At 58.8% G+C, this 17,799-nt stretch carries 15 protein-coding genes and 1 pseudogene; 11 read left to right on the forward strand and 5 right to left on the reverse strand.

All coding sequences use genetic code 11. From position 1 onward, the window contains the following. Nucleotides 1-263: 263 nt before the first annotated feature. Nucleotides 264-767 carry a hypothetical protein gene (locus LOY43_RS12155; RefSeq protein WP_258709716.1) on the reverse strand — a complete coding sequence of 168 codons (504 nt, stop codon included), beginning with the start codon at nucleotides 765-767 and terminating at the stop codon, nucleotides 264-266. A gap of 916 nt (nucleotides 768-1,683) precedes the next feature. Here LOY43_RS12155 and LOY43_RS12160 point away from each other — a divergent pair. After that, complete coding sequence (locus tag LOY43_RS12160) at nucleotides 1,684-2,043, forward strand: DUF6124 family protein (protein WP_095122814.1); 360 nt, start codon at nucleotides 1,684-1,686, stop codon at nucleotides 2,041-2,043. Between the two features lie 157 nt (nucleotides 2,044-2,200). On the opposite strand, the gene LOY43_RS12165 is transcribed toward LOY43_RS12160, so the two are convergent. Together LOY43_RS12165 and LOY43_RS12170 are read right to left on the reverse strand one after the other, a co-directional pair. After that, nucleotides 2,201-2,590 carry a hypothetical protein gene (locus tag LOY43_RS12165; RefSeq protein ID WP_258709717.1) on the reverse strand — a complete coding sequence of 130 codons (390 nt, stop codon included), beginning with the start codon at nucleotides 2,588-2,590 and terminating at the stop codon, nucleotides 2,201-2,203. A 136-nt stretch (nucleotides 2,591-2,726) separates the two neighbouring features. After that, nucleotides 2,727-4,259: a hypothetical protein gene (locus LOY43_RS12170; RefSeq protein WP_258709718.1), complete on the reverse strand. Its 1,533-nt coding sequence runs from the start codon at nucleotides 4,257-4,259 to the stop codon at nucleotides 2,727-2,729. 579 nt (nucleotides 4,260-4,838) lie between these two features. Here LOY43_RS12170 and LOY43_RS12175 point away from each other — a divergent pair. After that, nucleotides 4,839-5,198: a DUF6124 family protein gene (locus LOY43_RS12175; RefSeq protein WP_141128567.1), complete on the forward strand. Its 360-nt coding sequence runs from the start codon at nucleotides 4,839-4,841 to the stop codon at nucleotides 5,196-5,198. Between the two features lie 179 nt (nucleotides 5,199-5,377). Here the strand turns inward: LOY43_RS12175 and LOY43_RS12180 are convergent, their stop codons facing one another. After that, nucleotides 5,378-6,319 (reverse strand): aromatic alcohol reductase, encoded by a 942-nt coding sequence (locus tag LOY43_RS12180; protein ID WP_258709719.1) that lies wholly within the window; start codon nucleotides 6,317-6,319, stop codon nucleotides 5,378-5,380. A gap of 93 nt (nucleotides 6,320-6,412) precedes the next feature. Here LOY43_RS12180 and LOY43_RS12185 point away from each other — a divergent pair, with 93 nt between their 5' ends. Next, nucleotides 6,413-6,871, forward strand: coding sequence for a helix-turn-helix domain-containing protein (locus LOY43_RS12185; RefSeq protein ID WP_258709720.1), 459 nt, complete (start codon nucleotides 6,413-6,415; stop codon nucleotides 6,869-6,871). A 318-nt stretch (nucleotides 6,872-7,189) separates the two neighbouring features. Here LOY43_RS12185 and gspI read toward each other — a convergent pair whose 3' ends face one another. Beyond that, nucleotides 7,190-7,576 (reverse strand): type II secretion system minor pseudopilin GspI, encoded by a 387-nt coding sequence (gene gspI, locus LOY43_RS12190; protein WP_258709721.1) that lies wholly within the window; start codon nucleotides 7,574-7,576, stop codon nucleotides 7,190-7,192. A 147-nt stretch (nucleotides 7,577-7,723) separates the two neighbouring features. Between gspI and gspG the strand changes: the two genes are divergently transcribed. From gspG to LOY43_RS12230, 8 genes and pseudogenes are all read left to right on the forward strand, one after another. Continuing rightward, nucleotides 7,724-8,182, forward strand: coding sequence for a type II secretion system major pseudopilin GspG (gene gspG, locus LOY43_RS12195; RefSeq protein ID WP_122660866.1), 459 nt, complete (start codon nucleotides 7,724-7,726; stop codon nucleotides 8,180-8,182). An 8-nt stretch (nucleotides 8,183-8,190) separates the two neighbouring features. Continuing rightward, nucleotides 8,191-9,150 carry a type II secretion system minor pseudopilin GspK gene (gspK, locus tag LOY43_RS12200; protein WP_095125641.1) on the forward strand — a complete coding sequence of 320 codons (960 nt, stop codon included), beginning with the start codon at nucleotides 8,191-8,193 and terminating at the stop codon, nucleotides 9,148-9,150. Continuing rightward, nucleotides 9,147-10,325 (forward strand): type II secretion system protein GspL, encoded by a 1,179-nt coding sequence (gene gspL / locus LOY43_RS12205; RefSeq protein ID WP_258709722.1) that lies wholly within the window; start codon nucleotides 9,147-9,149, stop codon nucleotides 10,323-10,325. Before gspK ends, gspL begins: the two co-directional genes overlap by 4 nt. Continuing rightward, entirely contained in the window at nucleotides 10,318-10,866 is a 549-nt protein-coding gene (locus tag LOY43_RS12210; RefSeq protein ID WP_258709723.1) for a type II secretion system protein M, read from the forward strand. Before gspL ends, LOY43_RS12210 begins: the two co-directional genes overlap by 8 nt. After that, complete coding sequence (gspD, locus tag LOY43_RS12215; RefSeq protein ID WP_258709724.1) at nucleotides 10,863-13,235, forward strand: type II secretion system secretin GspD; 2,373 nt, start codon at nucleotides 10,863-10,865, stop codon at nucleotides 13,233-13,235. Before LOY43_RS12210 ends, gspD begins: the two co-directional genes overlap by 4 nt. 151 nt (nucleotides 13,236-13,386) lie before the next feature. Continuing rightward, nucleotides 13,387-14,794, forward strand: a pseudogene (gene gspE / locus LOY43_RS12220) (type II secretion system ATPase GspE). Then, a complete protein-coding gene (gspF, locus tag LOY43_RS12225; RefSeq protein WP_258709725.1) occupies nucleotides 14,794-16,005 on the forward strand; it encodes a type II secretion system inner membrane protein GspF in 1,212 nt (403 codons plus the stop codon). The pseudogene gspE and the gene gspF overlap by 1 nt, the downstream one beginning before the upstream one ends. A 612-nt stretch (nucleotides 16,006-16,617) precedes the next feature. Next, nucleotides 16,618-17,727, forward strand: a complete 1,110-nt coding sequence (locus LOY43_RS12230; RefSeq protein WP_095049840.1) for a substrate-binding domain-containing protein — start codon at nucleotides 16,618-16,620, stop codon at nucleotides 17,725-17,727. The last annotated feature ends 72 nt before the right edge of the window (nucleotides 17,728-17,799 follow it).

Raw genomic sequence — 17,799 nt, forward strand, 5'->3', positions numbered from 1 at the left:
GTTTTTACAAACAAAAGGGGCGGACACCCTGAGCGATCCCCGATTTTCTTACAGGCAATCAAGAAGTTGGAATATTGAAGATGCCTGCATGAGTTTGTAACTTGGTTTGCACCACACAAATACAAGAAAACGAACCCATGCGGGCCATCCGATGTTTACACAGAGCGCTCGCTCAAGCACGGTTCTCTATCCATTCTCGCCGCCTGATATCACTGATGAGTTTTGTCAGTTCGTTGCTGCATGGACGTCGCCTGACGCTGACTTTACAACTCTGATTTTCTTGAAGTATTTTTTTCATCAAATGTTAAATAGTCATCCACTACTTTTTCCATTTCTTCTTTAATTTCTACGAGCTTTTGTTGAACATCTCCGTCGTAACTAATTGGTTTGACGATATTTAGCGCAAAGAACAAGTAATAAATTGCGCCCATAAAGCCTACAATGCTAAGTGGCTCGAAAGCGGACCCAAACGCTAGACCTAGCGTCAACCATATCAAGGCTTTCACCACATGGCGCGATGCCCTTAGCCAAAGCAGTGAGGCAAAATAAGCGCTTTCTGCGCGGTCTTCAGAGCTAAGTGCACGAAGCCGTATGTACTGTTCTTTTAGTTGCCTAATCCGAGATTTTTTAGAGTTTGCGCGAAAGCTGTCGAAGCAGTAGGCGGCTACTTTTTGGCCAATATACAATGCCAGTGCAAATAACGCAGACCCTAAGGCTCCTTGAACAATTACAGGGAAGTCTTGAATTGACGCGATGAGCTTTTCCATTTTTATCTCTAATTTGAAAATTAGGTATTTTGCCGTGCCTTCCGCCCTAAGAGAAGGGTTTTTATACACTCTGCGTCTGCGAGGCACGACAGGTAGAGATCGGCCAGTTCCAGCCATCATAATGAGCTGCTTTGATTGATAGCTGAAAATTAAGAACGGAAGCTATTGCCAATGCAAGTCTTTGGACATGACCGAGCGGCTGCCCGAAAGTCAATAGGGGGCAAGATCGCTATCTTGGAGGAAGGAGAACGTCAAGATGTATCGTAAAAATAGCATTATTCTCGTGGCGGAGGTTGTCATGTGTGCCTGACAGCCTCGGCCATTTCTTTCCCTCTGCTGAGCTACTACGAGCAGACTATTACGCCTTCGCCTTAACATTATCCAACGCATGATCCACCGCCAATTCCCCCGTATTACCAGATGCGCAATCTCAGTTCTATCTTGCGGTGAGTTGATCCTGAAGGGCTGCAACGTTGTTGAGCGTTTCCCAAGTAATATCGCTGGGTTAAGGACGGGTAAGGAGACGCATCTGTTAAGGGATACGTGACGCAATGAGGCCTCGATAAACACCAATGTTTAAAAAGACATCTCCAAACACTCTCCCAGGCTACACATCCTTGCGCCTTTGCCTACAGCTACGCCAGAATCCGCCGGCTTGTGCGCCTTGGGGGTGGGTTCTATTGTGGTCCGGTCGCTGACGAATCAGCGATCGGGTTTGGTAGCCCGGCTTAGACTTGGCGCATAGCGTCACCCGATACAGGCCTTTGGGGCTGTGTATTTATGGTGGCCATGCGCAGGGCGTCTTCGGGCGCGCCGGTTCTCCAAGTCACCGGTCTACCAACCTTCGTATGGCCACCACCCCTTCGTTTGGTAGCGAAAGATGATGGCTCCTTTTCTATGATTTGGAGATTCACTCATGATCAAACCAACACCCAACCCGCCCGAAACCGCCTCGGTTTCCCCCTACGAATCCATCGATTCCAGAAAACTCCACGAAGCCGCCGACCGCGCGCTCGACCATTACCTCTGTCCACCCGGCTCCACGCCGCCCCCACGTAAAAACCGTGGGATGTACGCCGTGACGGCGGACAACAAAACCGAAGAACTGCTGGTCGATGCCAGTGCAACACTCGCTTCGGCCAAAACCATCGCCCAGAACGTCTCCAGCCTGTTGCCGGCATCGCAGCGCCAAGCGCTGGCGGGGATTGCGCAGTTGATCATGCTCGGGGAGTTGGCGGTGAATCGGGCGTTGGATAATTTGCAATTGCCGGAGTGATGCGGGTGCCGGGATCACCTGGTGATTGATCGGGTGTTCATTCTGGCGCTTTCGCGAGCAGGCTCGCTCCCACAGGGTTTTATGCTGATTGCAGATGTTGTGTACGACGCTGGAACCTGTGGGAGCAGTTGATTATTACCGTGCCGTTTTCGTGTGGTTATTGAGGGCCTTCAGGACATTCGCGGGTCCATCGCGTCACCGTCATGTCTTTGAATTGCTCTCCAATGATGTCGACGCGTAGGCAAGTTCCTTTCTTCGCGTAGTACAAGATGCAGCGCGAGCTATCAAACGAGCAGGTATCCAGTTCGAAGAACTTGTGTGCAGCCAGCTCCTTCTCCACGCCGCTGTATTCATAGCCGTCGGTGGTGTGCATACGCGTCGGCTTCCATCCTTGTTTGACTAGCTTGGACTTGACCGCAACCAAAAGCTCACCGACGACTATGCCTGTTGGCTTGCGATTGTCGTTTGGCTCCTGTGAGTCATGGGCAAACGCTGCGCTGATACCCGTGCAATAAAGCGCGACAAGTACGAGGATTGAAGCCTTCATTTGATGGCTCCTATCTCCGATTTTCAGCACGACAGACACTTCGGATACTCGGCGTAAGGTTGCGGATCAGTTTATTGCTGCTTTCGGCATCGCGCCCGGTATGTCACCGACCTTGAACTTCGGCAGACCTGATAAATCAGTTCCCCGCCGCCTCTCTCAACCGCACCAGCTTAAGAATGGCCTCGTACAGGCTGGTCGCGCCCTTGTTGCTTTGGGTCAGTGGCACATCCACCTTGGTTCCATCACGCTTGGCAATCGTCAGCTTTTTATTCATCAGACCGCTGATGGTAACGTCGGCGATATCAGCAAGTGCCACGCGGTGCGACTCCTTGAATGGCAAGTACGCATACACGCGCTCAAGATCAACCAATACGCCCTTGTCGCCGGAACCAAACACCGTGTCGTCGAAGTAGAACACCACCTCGTCCTTGGCAAGGTTCAGCGCGTTTTTGGATTCGAATGTCAAAATTTTCTTCGCCGGCAAGTCCGGCGCTGCATAGAACTTGTGGTCGGCATTGGACCTGAAGCCCTCGGCGGCCATCGCTACGGTCAACCCGCTGGCGCTGTGTTTTGCGGCGCCCGGTAGTGTGGAGGTTATGGCAGATGGCGAGCTTGTCTGAGTCTCGCTCGCCACGATTTTCTCGATCACTCGCTCACAGTGTTCGTCGAAACGGTCGTAACAGATGAATTGCGCATAGCGCTCGATGTCCGGACGACTGGCGTTGAAACTTTCCACCGTGCTCAGATCGCACTGGCGCATTTGCTCCTGGATCAGCGTTTGCTTTTCCTTGAGCAGGCCTCCCATGCCGAAAAACTCCACTACATCATCCAGCCGCCCTTGATCACCGCCGAACTTGCGCAGCAGGATCGGGTAGATGCGCTCGTTGTAGGGATAAGCACTGATCGCCTTGATCGCCGACGGCAGCACGGCATCGTCGGGGATCAGGCCTTTTTCAATGTTCTCGGTAATCGCTTGGGACTTTCTGATCTCGTCCTTCGAGTAGCCATGCAACTTTCCGGGTGAGTCGGCATTGATGGCGTCGAGCGTCGCGAGGTACGCCGCATTGACGATATTGCTGGCACCGTCTGCAAAAGCCTTGACCGTTGCCGGACTCTTGAAAATCTCGTCTTTCTTGAACGAGTTGCCGAGTGCGCTGACCCCTTTGGCCATCAGGTTGAATACTCCATGACCAATATTGGACATGAGGTTTTTCGCGTCGGCATCGTATACCGCTTTCTCTGAGCCGTAGCCTACCCATTGGCGGCGGCCATGGCGGCGATTGGTGCGATGGGCATCCTGCTCGGCAGTGCGCTCGACAATGGCCTCGTATTGCTCGGCCAATACGCCGAAGTCTTCATCCCACGAGTCGTAGCGCTCCATGAAGGCGTCATAGAAACGTTCTTCGTCGATATCGTAGATCCCGTGGGCCACGGTGAGTTTGATACTTTGACCTATTGCCTGGATGCGGATCTCGTGTGCCAGATCGTCACCGTCTTCGTAGAGGTTATCCAGGTCGGAAAACAGGTCGTAGAAGCCGCCATTGATTTTCCGCGACCATGTCGAGGCAATCGTCGAGAATGCTTGCCTGACCAGGTTGGTATCAAGCTTGCTCTGCGGTGTGTCGAGGGCGTGGCCGTAGAGTTCGATCTTCTGAATGCTTGCATCCATTGCGTGTCACCGTTCCAGGTTCGCGGGGAAAAGTAGGGGGGTAGGGCAGCTCTATCAAGGTGTAGCGCTGCCTTGATAATAGTGGCACAAGGCCGCCGCATACTACCTGCATTACTTCCCGTTTTCGACAGCAACTAAAGTCGCAATAGACCTGACCCGCGACAGCGGGCGCCTTGGATAAGGGGAGGGATCTATTTAGGGGCAAGTGGTGGAATGCTATCTCGATAAACACCAACGTTTAAAAAGACATCTCCAGACACTCTCTCAGGCTACATATCCTTGCGCCTTTGCCTACAGCTACGCCAGAATCCGCCGGCTTGTGCGCTTTTGGGGCGGGTTCTATCGTGGTGCGGTCGCTGACGAATCAGCGATCGGATTTGACCGTCCGCCCAACATCAAGGCGCGCCAGCGTTCTGCACGTGTTCAGGCATTGTCTGAAATCATGTCGCGGTGGCTGTGCGTGGGACACCTTCGGGTGTGCCGGAGTCCTTGATGTCCGGTCGGTCAACCCGCGTACAGCTGCCACCCAGTTTGTTTGACCGCGAACGGTGGCGGCTCCAGTCATCAAGGAGCTTCACCATGATCAAACCAACACCCAACCCGCCCGAATCTAACTGCACGTCTCCCTACGAATCAATCGACTCAAAAAAACTCCACGAAGCCGCCGACCGCGCGCTCGACCATTACCTCTGTCCACCCGGTTCCACGCCGCCGCCACGCAAAAACCGTGGGATGTACGCCGTCACTGCCGACAACAAAAACGAAGAACTGCTGACGGATGCCAGCGAAACGCTTGCTTCGGCCAAAACCATCGCGCAGAACGTCGCCAGTCTGTTGCCGGCGTCGCAGCGTCGGGCGTTGTTGGGGATCGCGCAGTTGATCATGCTCGGGGAATTGGCGGTGAATCGGGCGCTGGATAATTTGCAATTGCCGGAGTGATACGGGTGTCGGGGGCACTTGGTGATTGATCAGGTGTGAACTCTGGCGCCTTCGCGAGCAAGCTCGCTCCCACCTTTGAGTGTGTTCCAAGGTGGGAGTGTGCTGGTTCTTCAGCCGCGATAAATTTCGAGACGATGTACGCGTTTCTGTAACTGTGAGTGGCGGGGTGCTTGCTAGCGTCAATCGACTGCCAGGTTGTCTCGAGCCCACTGTTCAGCCGTTGTGACCTGAATCGACTGCTGTTCGTTGAAAGTCCCCGCTTTAGGCCACGACACGCCTCTGCCTTGGGCAAATACGGCGCGGTATTTTTTGATGTGGTGAGTGGGGTCTTTTTCCAGTTCCTGCATCAGGTGAGGAACCGTCCAGACGTTACGCTTGAACGGCCGCCCCAGCACACGTTCAAGCAGGCTCGCCACCTGCCCATACGTCACCGTGTCGCCAGACAGGTAGACGATCTCATTGCGAAAGCGCGGTTCGAAGAAAACGATATCCGCTGTCAGCTTGCCGATGTCCTCCGGTGTCGTGAGCGTCACGCTGGTTTCCAGGCTGCCCAAGGCGTTGACGGTGTGGTTTTCAAAATCGACGACTTCAAAGACCGGCTCGAACAGGAAGCTGGTGAACATGCCGGTCGAGATGATCACCCACTCGGTTTTATCCTGCGCGCGGAGCAACTCGCGCACGTCGAGTTGCGCATCGAACAAATCCTGCGGGCTGCCCCGGCCAATCACTTCGAAATCGACGCCAAACTGCCAAGGGAAGTAGCGCTTCACGCCGGACCTGAGCGCTGCTGTCGCCAGTTTCATCGGCGTTTCACGGCCCGCGACCATGCCTGCGCAGCCTATGACGGTATCGAATGCTGCGAACACTTCGGCCAGTTGATCGATGGAATCGTTAACCAGGTCTGCAGCGACTAGCTGGATGCCCAGACTGCGCAGTTCATCGATTTCCCGCTTTTTCTCGGGGGCTTGCGTGTTGATGGTCGAATCCCTGAGCAGGACGCTGATGGTGCTGCCGGGCGAGCGCTTGGCTACCCGCGCAAGATTGCGCAGCACCGGCAGGCCGAGTTCGCCGGCGCCGAGTACGAGAATGGATTGTGGGGAAGGGTGGGTCGCTGCGGTCATGATGTCTCCTGAGATTCGTCTGTATGATTTGTCGATGCTGGCACGATTGCGCAGCGCTCAGAAGAAGGCACACGCGTGATACCAGGGGGACACATGACCGATGAGGAAACCCTTAGCCAGGCAGAAGCGATCTGCCAGACGCTAAGACGAGACGATGATGGCGTGCGGCGCGAAGTCCTGGCTCACGCCGGTAGCCGCTGGTCACTGGGTATCCTGCATGCCCTGGGTGTGTACGGCACGATGCGTCATGCCGAGATCAAACGGCAAATGACGGGCGTGACACAGCGCATGTTGACCAAGACGCTGCGGGCGCTGGAACGCGATGGTTTGCTGATACGGCGGGAGTTGGATCAAGTGCCGCCCCATGTCGAGTACGAGCTGACGGCGTTGGGTATGGAGCTGTTGGTTCGCATGTCGCCGATTTGGACTTGGGTTGTGGAGCACGTGGATGATTTTCGCGAGGCGCGCCGGGTGTTTGATGGTCAGAGTGGGAAAAAGCCTGCTTGGCAGGTTCCGGCGGTGGGGCTGGTTGATTTGGATGGGGCTGATTGATTGGTTGCTTTGGTTCAGGCCATTGCGCAGAACGTGGCGAGTCTGTTGCCGGGTTTGGGGGCTTGCGAGTAGAAGCGGCCCTCACCCCAGCCCTCTCCCGGAGGGAGAGGGGGCCGACCGAGGTGTCTTGCGGGGTACGTCGACCTGGAAGATTTTGGTGATTATGGGTTTGGTGAAAGGCCTTGGCGATTATGGTTTTGGTGAAGGACCTTCGATTTGGCTTTTTGAGCTTGGCCATTTTGGATTCAGTGCATGGCTTTCAAGTCGGTGCAGCTCTCGAATATCCCCCAATCGGTCCCCTCTACCTCTGGGAGAGGGCTAGGGTGAGGGGCTTTCCGTTCGGGACAACAAAGTCTCCAGCCTGGCCAACGGCGGCGCATCCTGGTTGCGGTCAAATACCTGAATACCAATCTTGAGTAAGCGGCCATTTTCGGCTGCGCTGATCAGTTGCTCACACCGCAGCAACAACCGCCCCTGATCACATTCCTGCGCTTTCATGCCCATCGGCAACCTGCCTTCCAACCGCAACTCCGCCATCCGACTCTGCGCCGCAATCATCGCCACCGACCGATCCCTTAAAACCCCACTACTCTGCGTCATCAACCCCGCCACGCGCACAGCCGCCGACATCGCCACGGCAATAATCGCCAGCGCCACCAGCACTTCAATCAGGGTGAAACCCTCTTCCCGCGAACGCGCACGCATAACTGGCCCAAACCCCAAACCCAGCCCCCGACGCTAACCCGCGTGCTTGACGGCTTGACGACGAAAACACCCGAGGATTTTCAACATCACTGACATATCTTCTTGCAACACTGCGCGTCGAATCGAATCAAGCCAGGGTATGTCGAGATGGATATCGCACCTTTCAAATCGCGCCAGCAACCGATGCGCACGCCGCGTGGGCAGCAGGGTTTTACCCTGATCGAGATCATGGTGGTCGTGGTGATTTTGGGGATTTTGGCGGCGATGGTGGTGCCCAAGGTGCTCGACCGGCCGGATCAGGCGCGGGCGACGGCGGCGAAGCAGGATATTGGTGGGTTGATGCAGGCGTTGAAGTTGTATCGCCTTGATCACGGTACTTACCCGAGCATGAACCAGGGGCTGAAGGTGTTGGTGGAGCGGCCGGCGGATGCGAAGAACAGCAATTGGCGCTCGTACCTGGAGCGCTTGCCTAACGATCCGTGGGGGCGTCCTTATCAGTACCTCAACCCTGGCGCGAATGGCGAGATCGACATCTTTTCCCTCGGTGCCGACGGTCAGCCGGACGGCGACGGCGTGAATGCCGATATCGGTTCCTGGCAGTTGTAAGGCCGGCCATGAACAGCCGCTCGCCTGAGGGGGCGAAGCAACAGGGCATGGCGATTATCAGCGCGTTGTTGATTGCGGCCGTGGTGGCGGTGATTGCGGCGGGCATGTTGACGCGCCAGAGCGTGTCGACCCGGGCGCTGGAGGCGGATCAGCAGCGTGTGCAGGGGCGTTGGCTGGTGCAGGGCGGGCTTGAGATCAGTCGTCAATTACTTTGGGATGCGCGTCAGCGCGATCCGTTGACGCGGCTCGATCAGCCGTGGGCGCAGCGTCTCTCCGCGCAAGGTTTTGAAGGGCGGCTGGAGGATGAGCAGGGCAAGTTCAACCTGCGCAATCTGGTGGCCAATGAGCGTGTCGATGAGGCGCAGGTCGCGGCGTTTCAGCGCTTGTGCGAGTTGATCGGGGTCAGCGCCGGTTTGAGTCAGCGCATCAGTCAGCGGGTGATTGCCTCTTATCCGCGACTGCTGAATCCGCAGATAGCCGAGGCGCCGAAAAGCGGTTTCGACAGTGGCCGCGCGACCTCGCCCAACGCTTCACACAAACCGCAAAAACCGACGTTGCCGATGCTGCGCAGCATCGATGATTTGCGCAGTGTCGACGGCGTGAATGAGGCGGTGATGGGCAAACTGGCGCCGTACCTGACGGTGATCCCCGCGACGACCTGGCTCAATGGCAATACGGCCACCGCGCCGGTTTTAGCGGCTTATGTACCGGGGCTGTCGCTGGAGCGCGCGAATGCGCTGATCGCCGAGCGCGATGCCGGGCGCTGGTTTATCAACCGTGGTGATTTTGTTAACCGCTTGCGCATGCCGCAATTGGAACTGACCAGCGTCAAGGTCGGCATTACCAGTGACTGGTTTCGCCTGCGCGGTGAGGCGCGGCGTGATCAGCGGCGGGTCAGTCTTGAGGCGTTGTTGCATCGCAGTCAGGACCGCTTACCGCAGGTGATCTGGTCGCGGGTGGGCGTATGAGCCAGTTGAAAGTGGCGTTGCCGACTTTGGCGGAACTGGATCTACACAGTCAATTGCACTGCGCCTGGCTGGATCGGCAGGGTCAGGTCACGCGGGAAGAACGCCACAGTCTGAGCCAGTTGAGCAAGCAGGCGAAACTGCCGCCGCTGGTGTGTTTTCTGCACCCGGCTGACAGCCTGTTGGCGAGTCTCGATTTGCCGCCGTTGCCGGCCAGCAAGATTGTCGCGGCGGTGCAGTGTGCGGCGCAGGCCTTGATGCTCGGCGACAGCAGTGAGATGCACATTGCGCACAGCTCGCGGGACGAGGCCGGGCAGGTGCAGATTGCTTGGGCGCCTAGGCAACAGTTGTTGGGTTTTGGCCAGTTGCTCAAAAGCGCTGGGCTGAACCTGCGCGGTCTCTACCCGGCACCCTACAGTTTGCCGGCGCTGCCCGGCACCGTCGCTTGCGTGCAGGACGGGCATTTGTTGCTGCGCGATAGCGTGCAAGCGGCGCGGGTGCAGCCGTTGTTCGATGACGGTTTCGACGGTGTCGTGTGGGAACCGGGCGTCACTTTGCATTGGATCGGTGAGCAACCGCCGCCGGGTGCTGAACTGCCGATGGCGGGTGTGCAGCGCTGGACCGGGCCGCTTCCGGGTTGGGGGCTGCATGGCGCGGTCCAGCAACAACAAACCGAGCATCGCGGCTGGGGCAGGGCGATCGCCCTGTCAGCGTTGGCCGTGGCCATTTGGGTGATCGGTTTGAACCTTTACGCCGCTCGCGAGGCCGGGCAGGGCCAGCAGTTGAAAACCCAGATGAACCTGCGGGTAAAGCAGGCGTTTCCCGAGTTGCCGGTGATTCTCAACCCGTTGCAACAGGCTCGCCAGCAATTGGCGGCGCGGCAGAAGGGCGCGGCGGATGATCCGGCGCAGACCTTCAATCGTTTGGTGTTGCAGGCCGGCAGTGGCATGCCGTCGATGGCCGGCAGTGTCGAGCGGCTGACGTTTGTCGACGGCGTCTTGCAACTGAGTCTGCTGAGTGAAGCCCGTCGCGGCGGCAATGATCAGGAGTGGCAAAGTACCTTGGCCCAGGCCGGTATCAGCGTTACGGCGGATGACGAGGGCTGGACCTTGCGTCCGGCCACTGAAGCCAGCCCAAGCGACAGCGATGACAACGGCGGAGCAGAAGAAGATGAATAAGGCCTCGCTCGCGCTCTATCGCGCCAAGTGGCAACGCTTTAACGCTCAGGTGCAGGCCCGTTGGCAGCCGTTGGCGCTGCGCGAAAAACGCATGGTTGGCGGTATGGCTGTAGCGCTGGTGGGCCTGCTGCTGTGGGTTGCGCTGATCCAGCCACCGCTGAAGAAAATCGCTTATTGGGAAGCCGAGATGCCAAAGCTGCGCGCTCAGACTGAAGCGCTGGAAGTATTGCTGCGTGAAGTCAGCGTGCGTCCCGCCGGGCAAAGCGTGGCGCAGTCGCTGGAGCAGACTCTGCAGGCCAGCGGCCTCGCCGGGCACTATCAGTTGCAAGCCGGGGAGGCGGGCGCTTGGCAGTTGACCTTCGACGCGGCACCGGCCGACGCCGTGCTCGACTGGCTGTTGAGCAACCCGGCACAACATTCTCTGCAAGTGGTCGAGGCCCGTTTGCAACGCGCAGACAACCCCTCGACCGAAGTCACCGCCGGCACTTTGTCAGGCACCGTTCGCATGGATCAGGCGCTGGGCGCTAAGGAAGCTTCATGAAGGGGTCAGGATCCAAACCGGCACGTCTGGCGTTGCCGATGCTGCTGATGGCGTTGAGCGCGTGCAGCAACACCACCACACCGCAGAATCAGCCGCCGTTGCTGGTCGACAGCGAGCTGGGCCGGCCGCTGGCCAACACCCAGCGCAGCGGCGACGCGGTGCTCGATCGCGAGCGCGCGCAGGCTCAGGCGCGACCCGTGCCGAAGCAATTGCACAACATCACCCAGCGTGCGCGCAGCGGCGCGGCACCGTCGGGCATTGCCTTGCCGAGTAATCCTCTGGGTGATCAACCGGTAACGCTGAATTTTGTCGACGCGGATATTCAAGCGGTGGTGCGCGCGTTGTCGCGTTCCACCGGGCAGCAGTTTCTCGTCGATCCTCGGGTCAAGGGCACGTTGACGCTGGTCTCGGAAGGTCAGGTGCCGGCGCGGCAGGCGTACGACATGTTGTTGGCGGCGTTGCGCATGCAGGGTTTTAGCGTGGTCGATGTTGGCGGTGTGGCGCAGGTGGTGCCGGAGGCGGATGCGAAGTTGCTCGGCGGGCCGATTTACAGCGCCGACAAACCGGCGGGCAACGGCATGCTCACGCGCACGTTTCGTCTGCAATACGAGAACGCAGTCAACCTTATTCCGGTGCTGCGGCCGATCGTTTCTCCGAACAATCCGATCAACGCCTATCCGGGCAATAACACCATCGTCATCACCGACTACGCCGAGAACCTGACCCGCGTTGCGCAGTTGATTGCGAGCATTGATTCGCCGAGCGCGATCGACACCGATGTGGTGCAGATCCAGAACGGCATTGCCGCTGACATCGCGCCGATGGTGGCTGATTTGCTCGATGCGCCGGGCAATGATCCGACGCAGAAAATCGCCGTGATCGGTGACCCGCGTTCCAACACCATCATCATTCGCGCCGGCAGCCCGGAGCGCACGGAACTGGCGCGTAACCTGATCTACAAACTGGATAACGCGCAGAGTAATCCGAGCAATCTGCATGTGGTTTATCTGCGTAACGCGCAAGCAGCGAAACTGGCGCAGGCGCTGCGCGGTTTGCTCACCGGTGAGAGCGACAGCGGCACCAGCGACAGTGCGCGCTCGGTGCTCAGTGCCATGGGCGCAAGTACCGGCGGCAGCGCTGGGCAGAATGGCCAGAGCGGCACGCAAACCAGCGGCAGCACCTCGACCACCAACAGCAGCGGTAGCACGGGTGGCAGTTACGCGCAGGGCAGCAGTGGCAGCGCAACCGGCAGCGGCGGTACGCAGAACAGCGAACAGAACGTCGCCTTCAGTGCCGGCGGCGTGACCATTCAGGCTGACGCCACCACCAACACTTTGCTGATTTCCGCGCCGGAGCCGTTGTATCGCAACCTGCGCGAGGTGATTGATCTGCTCGACCAGCGCCGCGCGCAAGTGGTGATCGAAAGCCTGATCGTCGAAGTCGGCGAGGACGATGCCAGTGAGTTCGGCGTGCAGTGGCAGACCGGCAACCTCGGTGGCAATGGCGTGATCGGTGGCGCGAATCTGGGTGGCTCGGGGATCAACGTCAGCGGCAAAACCAGCATCGACGTACTGCCGCAGGGTTTGAACCTGGGTTACGTCAACGGCACTGTCGACATTCCCGGTATCGGCAAGATTCTTGACCTGAAAGTGTTGGCCCGGGCCTTGAAGAGCAAGGGTGGCACCAACGTGCTGTCGACGCCGAACCTGCTGACCCTCGACAACGAAGCGGCAAGCATTTTTGTGGGGCAGACCATCCCGTTTGTCAGCGGCAGTTACGTCACTGGCGGTGGCGGCACCAGCAATAACCCGTTCCAGACCGTGACCCGTGAAGAAGTGGGTTTGAAGCTCAATGTGCGCCCGCAGATTTCCGAGGGCGGCACGGTCAAGCTCGACATCTATCAGGAAGTCAGCAGCATTGATGAGCGGGCTTCGGCCAGTGCCAATTCGGCGGGCATCGTCACCAACAAACGTGCAATCGACACCAGTATTTTGCTCGACGACGGCCAGATCATGGTGCTCGGCGGGTTGCTGCAGGACGGCTACAGCCAGAGCAATGACGCGGTGCCGTGGCTGGGCAGCTTGCCGGGGATTGGAGCGTTGTTTCGCAATGAACGCCGGGCGATCACCAAGACCAATCTGATGGTGTTCCTGCGCCCATACATCATCCGCGACAGCGAAGCGGGGCGCAGCATCACGCTCAACCGCTACGACTTCATGCGCCGCGCCCAGGGCGGTTTGCAGCCGGAACGCAGCTGGGCGATGCCGGACATGCAGGCGCCGCAGTTGCCGACGGCGGCGCAGGGTGTGCCTGCGGTGTTACCGAGCTCCGGCCCACGCGCAACCATCAAAGCGGTGCCCATCCAATGACTCCCCCATCACCCTTTGATTTGGAAAACGGACCTGTAGGAGCTGCCGAAGGCTGCGATCTGTTGATCCTGCTCTTCGACGGACCCAAACGGCCAAAAATCAAAAGATCGCAGCCTTCGGCAGCTCCTACAGGGATTGGGGAGGGTTTGAGATGAGTGTGTTGCCTTACGCCTGGGCCAAGGCGCAGCGCATTCTTTTGTGCGATGGCGTGCTGACGGTGTGCCCGTCGACGCCGGGCTGGTCGATCAGCGAGGCGCGGCGTCAGTTTGGCGCGACCACGATTCAGCGGGTGCGCGATGATGAGCTGGATGGCTTGCTTGCCAGCGCTTATGCCGATACGGGCAGCGCGGCGGCAGTGGTCGGTGCGGCGGAAAACGAAGTCGACCTCGACCGCCTGATGCAAGACATGCCGGAAATCACCGACCTGCTCGACACTCAGGACGGCGCGCCGGTGATTCGCATGATCAATGCCTTACTCACGCAAGCGGCGCGCGACGAGGCCAGCGACATTCATATCGAACCGTTCGAAACCCATTCGGTGGTGCGCTACCGCGTCGACGGCACGCTGCGTGACGTGGTCTCTCCGCGCAAGGCTCTGCACGGTGCGCTGGTGTCGCGGATCAAGATCATGGCCCAGCTCGACATCGCCGAAAAAACGCCTGCCGCAGGACGGTCGCATTGCCCTACGCGTGGCCGGTCGACCGATCGATATTCGTGTTTCAACCGTGCCGACCGGCCATGGCGAACGGGTGGTGATGCGCTTGCTCGACAAACAGGCCGGGCGCCTGCATCTGGAAACCCTCGGCATGGACGCGCAGGTATTGGCCAAACTCGATCACCTGATCCGTCAGCCTCACGGCATCGTTTTGGTCACCGGGCCGACCGGCAGCGGCAAGACCACCAGCCTCTACGCCGCACTGGCGCGGCTCGATGCAAGTACCAGCAACATCCTCACCGTCGAAGATCCAGTGGAATACGACCTGCCGGGCATCAGCCAGATTCAGGTCAACGCCAAGATCGACATGACCTTCGCCCTGGCGCTGCGAGCGATTTTGCGGCAAGACCCGGACATCATCATGATCGGTGAAATCCGTGATCTGGAGACCGCACAAATCGCCGTGCAAGCGTCGCTGACCGGGCATTTGGTGTTGGCGACCTTGCACACCAACGACGCAGTGTCGGCGGTCAACCGCTTGATCGACATGGGCGTCGAGCCGTTTCTGCTGGCCTCGTCGATGCTCGGGGTTTTGGCGCAGCGACTGGTGAGGCGGTTGTGCAATCAATGCAAGGAAGAAGACCCCACCGCGCCCGGCACCTGGCGCCCGGTCGGCTGCCCGGAGTGCAATCAAACCGGCTACAGCGGCCGCACCGGCATCCACGAATTGTTTTGCATCGACGACGACATCCGCACCCTGATCCACCAAGGGGCGGGGGAGCAGGCCTTGCGCGCCTCGGCGGCCAAGGCCGGGATGTTCAGCCTGCGTGAGGACGGTGAACGCTGGATCCGCAGCGGCGCCACTGCCCCTGAAGAAATCCTCCGTGTGACACGGGACGCCTGATGAATCGCTATCGTTTTGAAGCCGCCGATGCCACCGGCAAGATCGAATCCGGGCACCTTGAGGCGGACAGCCAGGCTGCCGCGTTCACAACATTACGCGGGCGCGGGTTGACCGCGTTATCGGTGCACAAGGAAAGCAACGTCGCCCAGCACGGCGGCGGTGGATTGTTCAGCGCCAAACTCTCGGACAATGACCTGGCCTGGGCCACGCGGCAATTGGCGAGTCTGCTCGGGGCCAGCCTGCCGTTGGAAGCGGCGCTGAGTGCCACGGTCGAGCAGGCCGAGAAAAAGCACATTGCCCACACCCTAAGTGCCGTGCGCGCGGATGTGCGCAGCGGTATGCGACTGGCGGAATCACTGGCGGCGCGGCCACGGGATTTTCCGGAGATCTATCGCGCGCTGATTGCGGCGGGTGAAGAGTCTGGCGATCTGGCGCAGGTCATGGAGCGGCTGGCCGACTACATCGAAGAACGCAACAACCTGCGCGGCAAGATTCTCACCGCGTTTATTTATCCGGGCGTGGTTGGGCTGGTGTCGATCGGCATTGTGATTTTTCTGCTCAGTTACGTGGTGCCGCAGGTGGTCAGCGCGTTTTCCCAAGCGCGGCAGGATTTGCCGGGGCTGACCCTGGCGATGCTCAATGCCAGCGATTTCATTCGTGCGTGGGGCTGGTTGTGTGCGGCGCTGATCGCCGGGGCGTTCTGGAGCTGGCGTCTGTACCTGCGCAATCCGGCGGCGCGTTTGAGTTGGCATCATCGGGTGCTGAAATTGCCGTTATTCGGGCGTTTCATTCTGGGTCTGAACACCGCGCGTTTCGCCTCGACGCTGGCGATTCTTGGCGGTGCCGGGGTGCCGCTCTTGCGTGCACTGGAAGCGGCGCGGCAGACATTGTCCAATGATCGCCTGAGCCTGAGTGTCACTGAGGCCACGGCCAAGGTGCGCGAGGGCGTCAACCTGGCAGCAGCGTTGCGGGTGGAAAATGTCTTCCCGCCGGTGCTGATTCACCTCATCGCCAGCGGTGAAAAAACCGGTTCACTGCCACCGATGCTCGAGCGCGCAGCGCAAACCCTGTCGCGTGATATCGAACGGCGAGCGATGGGCATGACCGCGCTGCTGGAGCCGCTGATGATTGTGGTGATGGGCGGGGTGGTGCTGGTGATTGTGATGGCGGTGTTGCTGCCGATCATTGAGATCAACCAACTGGTCCAGTAGCCGGTTTTGATGGTGTCTGATCGGGCCCCTTCGCGAGCAGGCTCGCTCCCACAGTGTTCTGTGTTGTGAAGTCAATTGCATTCGATCATTGAGAGCACTGAGTTGATCCAGTAGTGGTGTGTCAGATGTTTTTAGGGTGTCTGACCTGGCCTCATCGCTGGCAAGCCAGCTCCCACAGGTTCTTGTGTTGTGTCGCAGATCGCATTGACAACATGGCTCCTTGTGGGAGCTGGCTTGCCAGCGATGGGGCCAGTCAGGGCAACAAATAATCCAATCTTTTTTCCAGGACTTCAGCATCACCCGACCCTCAAAAGAACCATCCTCGGGTTCTCCTTTCTGTCATCTGCAACCACCCGCCAACGCCTCCAGCCCGATTCCGCCAAACCCGCGATCCAGACGCTGCGCGACACCCGACAAACACCCGAGAAAATCCCTTCGGAAACACCGCTCACCTCCCGAGGTTTTTTCCTTTATCTGTCACCGGAAGCTGCGAATTTCTCAGTGCGACTTAACCAAGGCCAACGCTAGCGAGGGCCCCGGTGAGTCCTCCCAGTGTCATGCAAGTCACCCGAAAACCTGTGTTCCCAAACCTAGTTGAAAAGGAGATTCTTCATGTTCAAGCGCACTCTGATCGCAGCCTCATTGACCGTCGCCGCTCTGGCATCCGCCCAGGCCATGGCCGTAACCGGTGGTGGCGCCTCACTGCCTGCCGCTCTGTACAAAGGTTCTGCCAACAGCATCCTGCCTGCCAACTTCAGCTACGCCGTGACCGGTAGCGGCATCGGCAAAAGTGCTTTCCTCTCCAACACCGCTTCGCAATTCGGCACCACCGGCACTGTACACTTCGCTGCCAGCGATTCGATTCTCAACGCTACGGAACTCAGCAACTACACCGCCAACTTCGGTACTTCCTACGGCCCGCTGATTCAGTTGCCATCGGTTGCCACCTCGGTAGCGATCCCTTACAAAAAGACTGGCAACACCACCCTCAACCTGACCAGCGCGCAACTGTGCGACGCCTTGTCCGGTGCCAAGACCACTTGGGGTGAACTGCTCAACAACGACGCCAAAACCGACCCGACCCTGATCCGCGTGGTCTATCGCACGGCTTCCAGCGGCACCACTGAAATTCTCACTCGTCACCTGAACTCGGTGTGCCCTGGCCAGTTCGCCGTCAACACTACCTTTACCAGCGCTCGTCTGGGTGGCTCTCCGCTGCCGGGCAACTGGGTAGGTGTGGTCAACACGGCTGACGTCGCTACCGCCGTGAACGCTGTAAACGGTTCGATCGGTTATGTCGGTCCGGACGGTGTGAACGCGTCGAGCAACGCCGTAGTGGCGCGCATCAACGGTGTTCAGCCTACCAGCGCCAACGTCAATGCTGCCCTGTCATCGGCTGCTCTGCCAGCCACTCCATCCAACCCGGCGCAGTGGGTACCGGTCGTAGCCAACCCAGGGACCGGCTATGCCATGGCGGCCTACACCAACTTCATCTTCGGCCAGTGCTACAAGGACGCCGCTGTTGCCGCTGACGTGAAGGCCTTCCTGACCCAGCACTACAGCACTCCAGGCAACGCTGTTGCTACCGCTGCCCACGGCTTCATTCCGGTTCCAACCAACTGGAAAAACGCTGTGACCGCCAACTTCATCACCAACTCCTCCGGCAACAACCTGGACATCAACAACGCCAGCGTCTGCAACGGCGTGGGTCGTCCTTTGTAAGTCCTGCTACACGCACAATGAAATGGCAGCAGCCTTAGGGCTGCTGCCATTTTTTTTGGCCGATTTACACCT

Origin of the sequence: Pseudomonas sp. B21-041, assembly GCF_024748675.1 — a bacterium.
GTDB classification, from domain to species: Bacteria; Pseudomonadota; Gammaproteobacteria; order Pseudomonadales; family Pseudomonadaceae; genus Aquipseudomonas; species Aquipseudomonas neuropathica.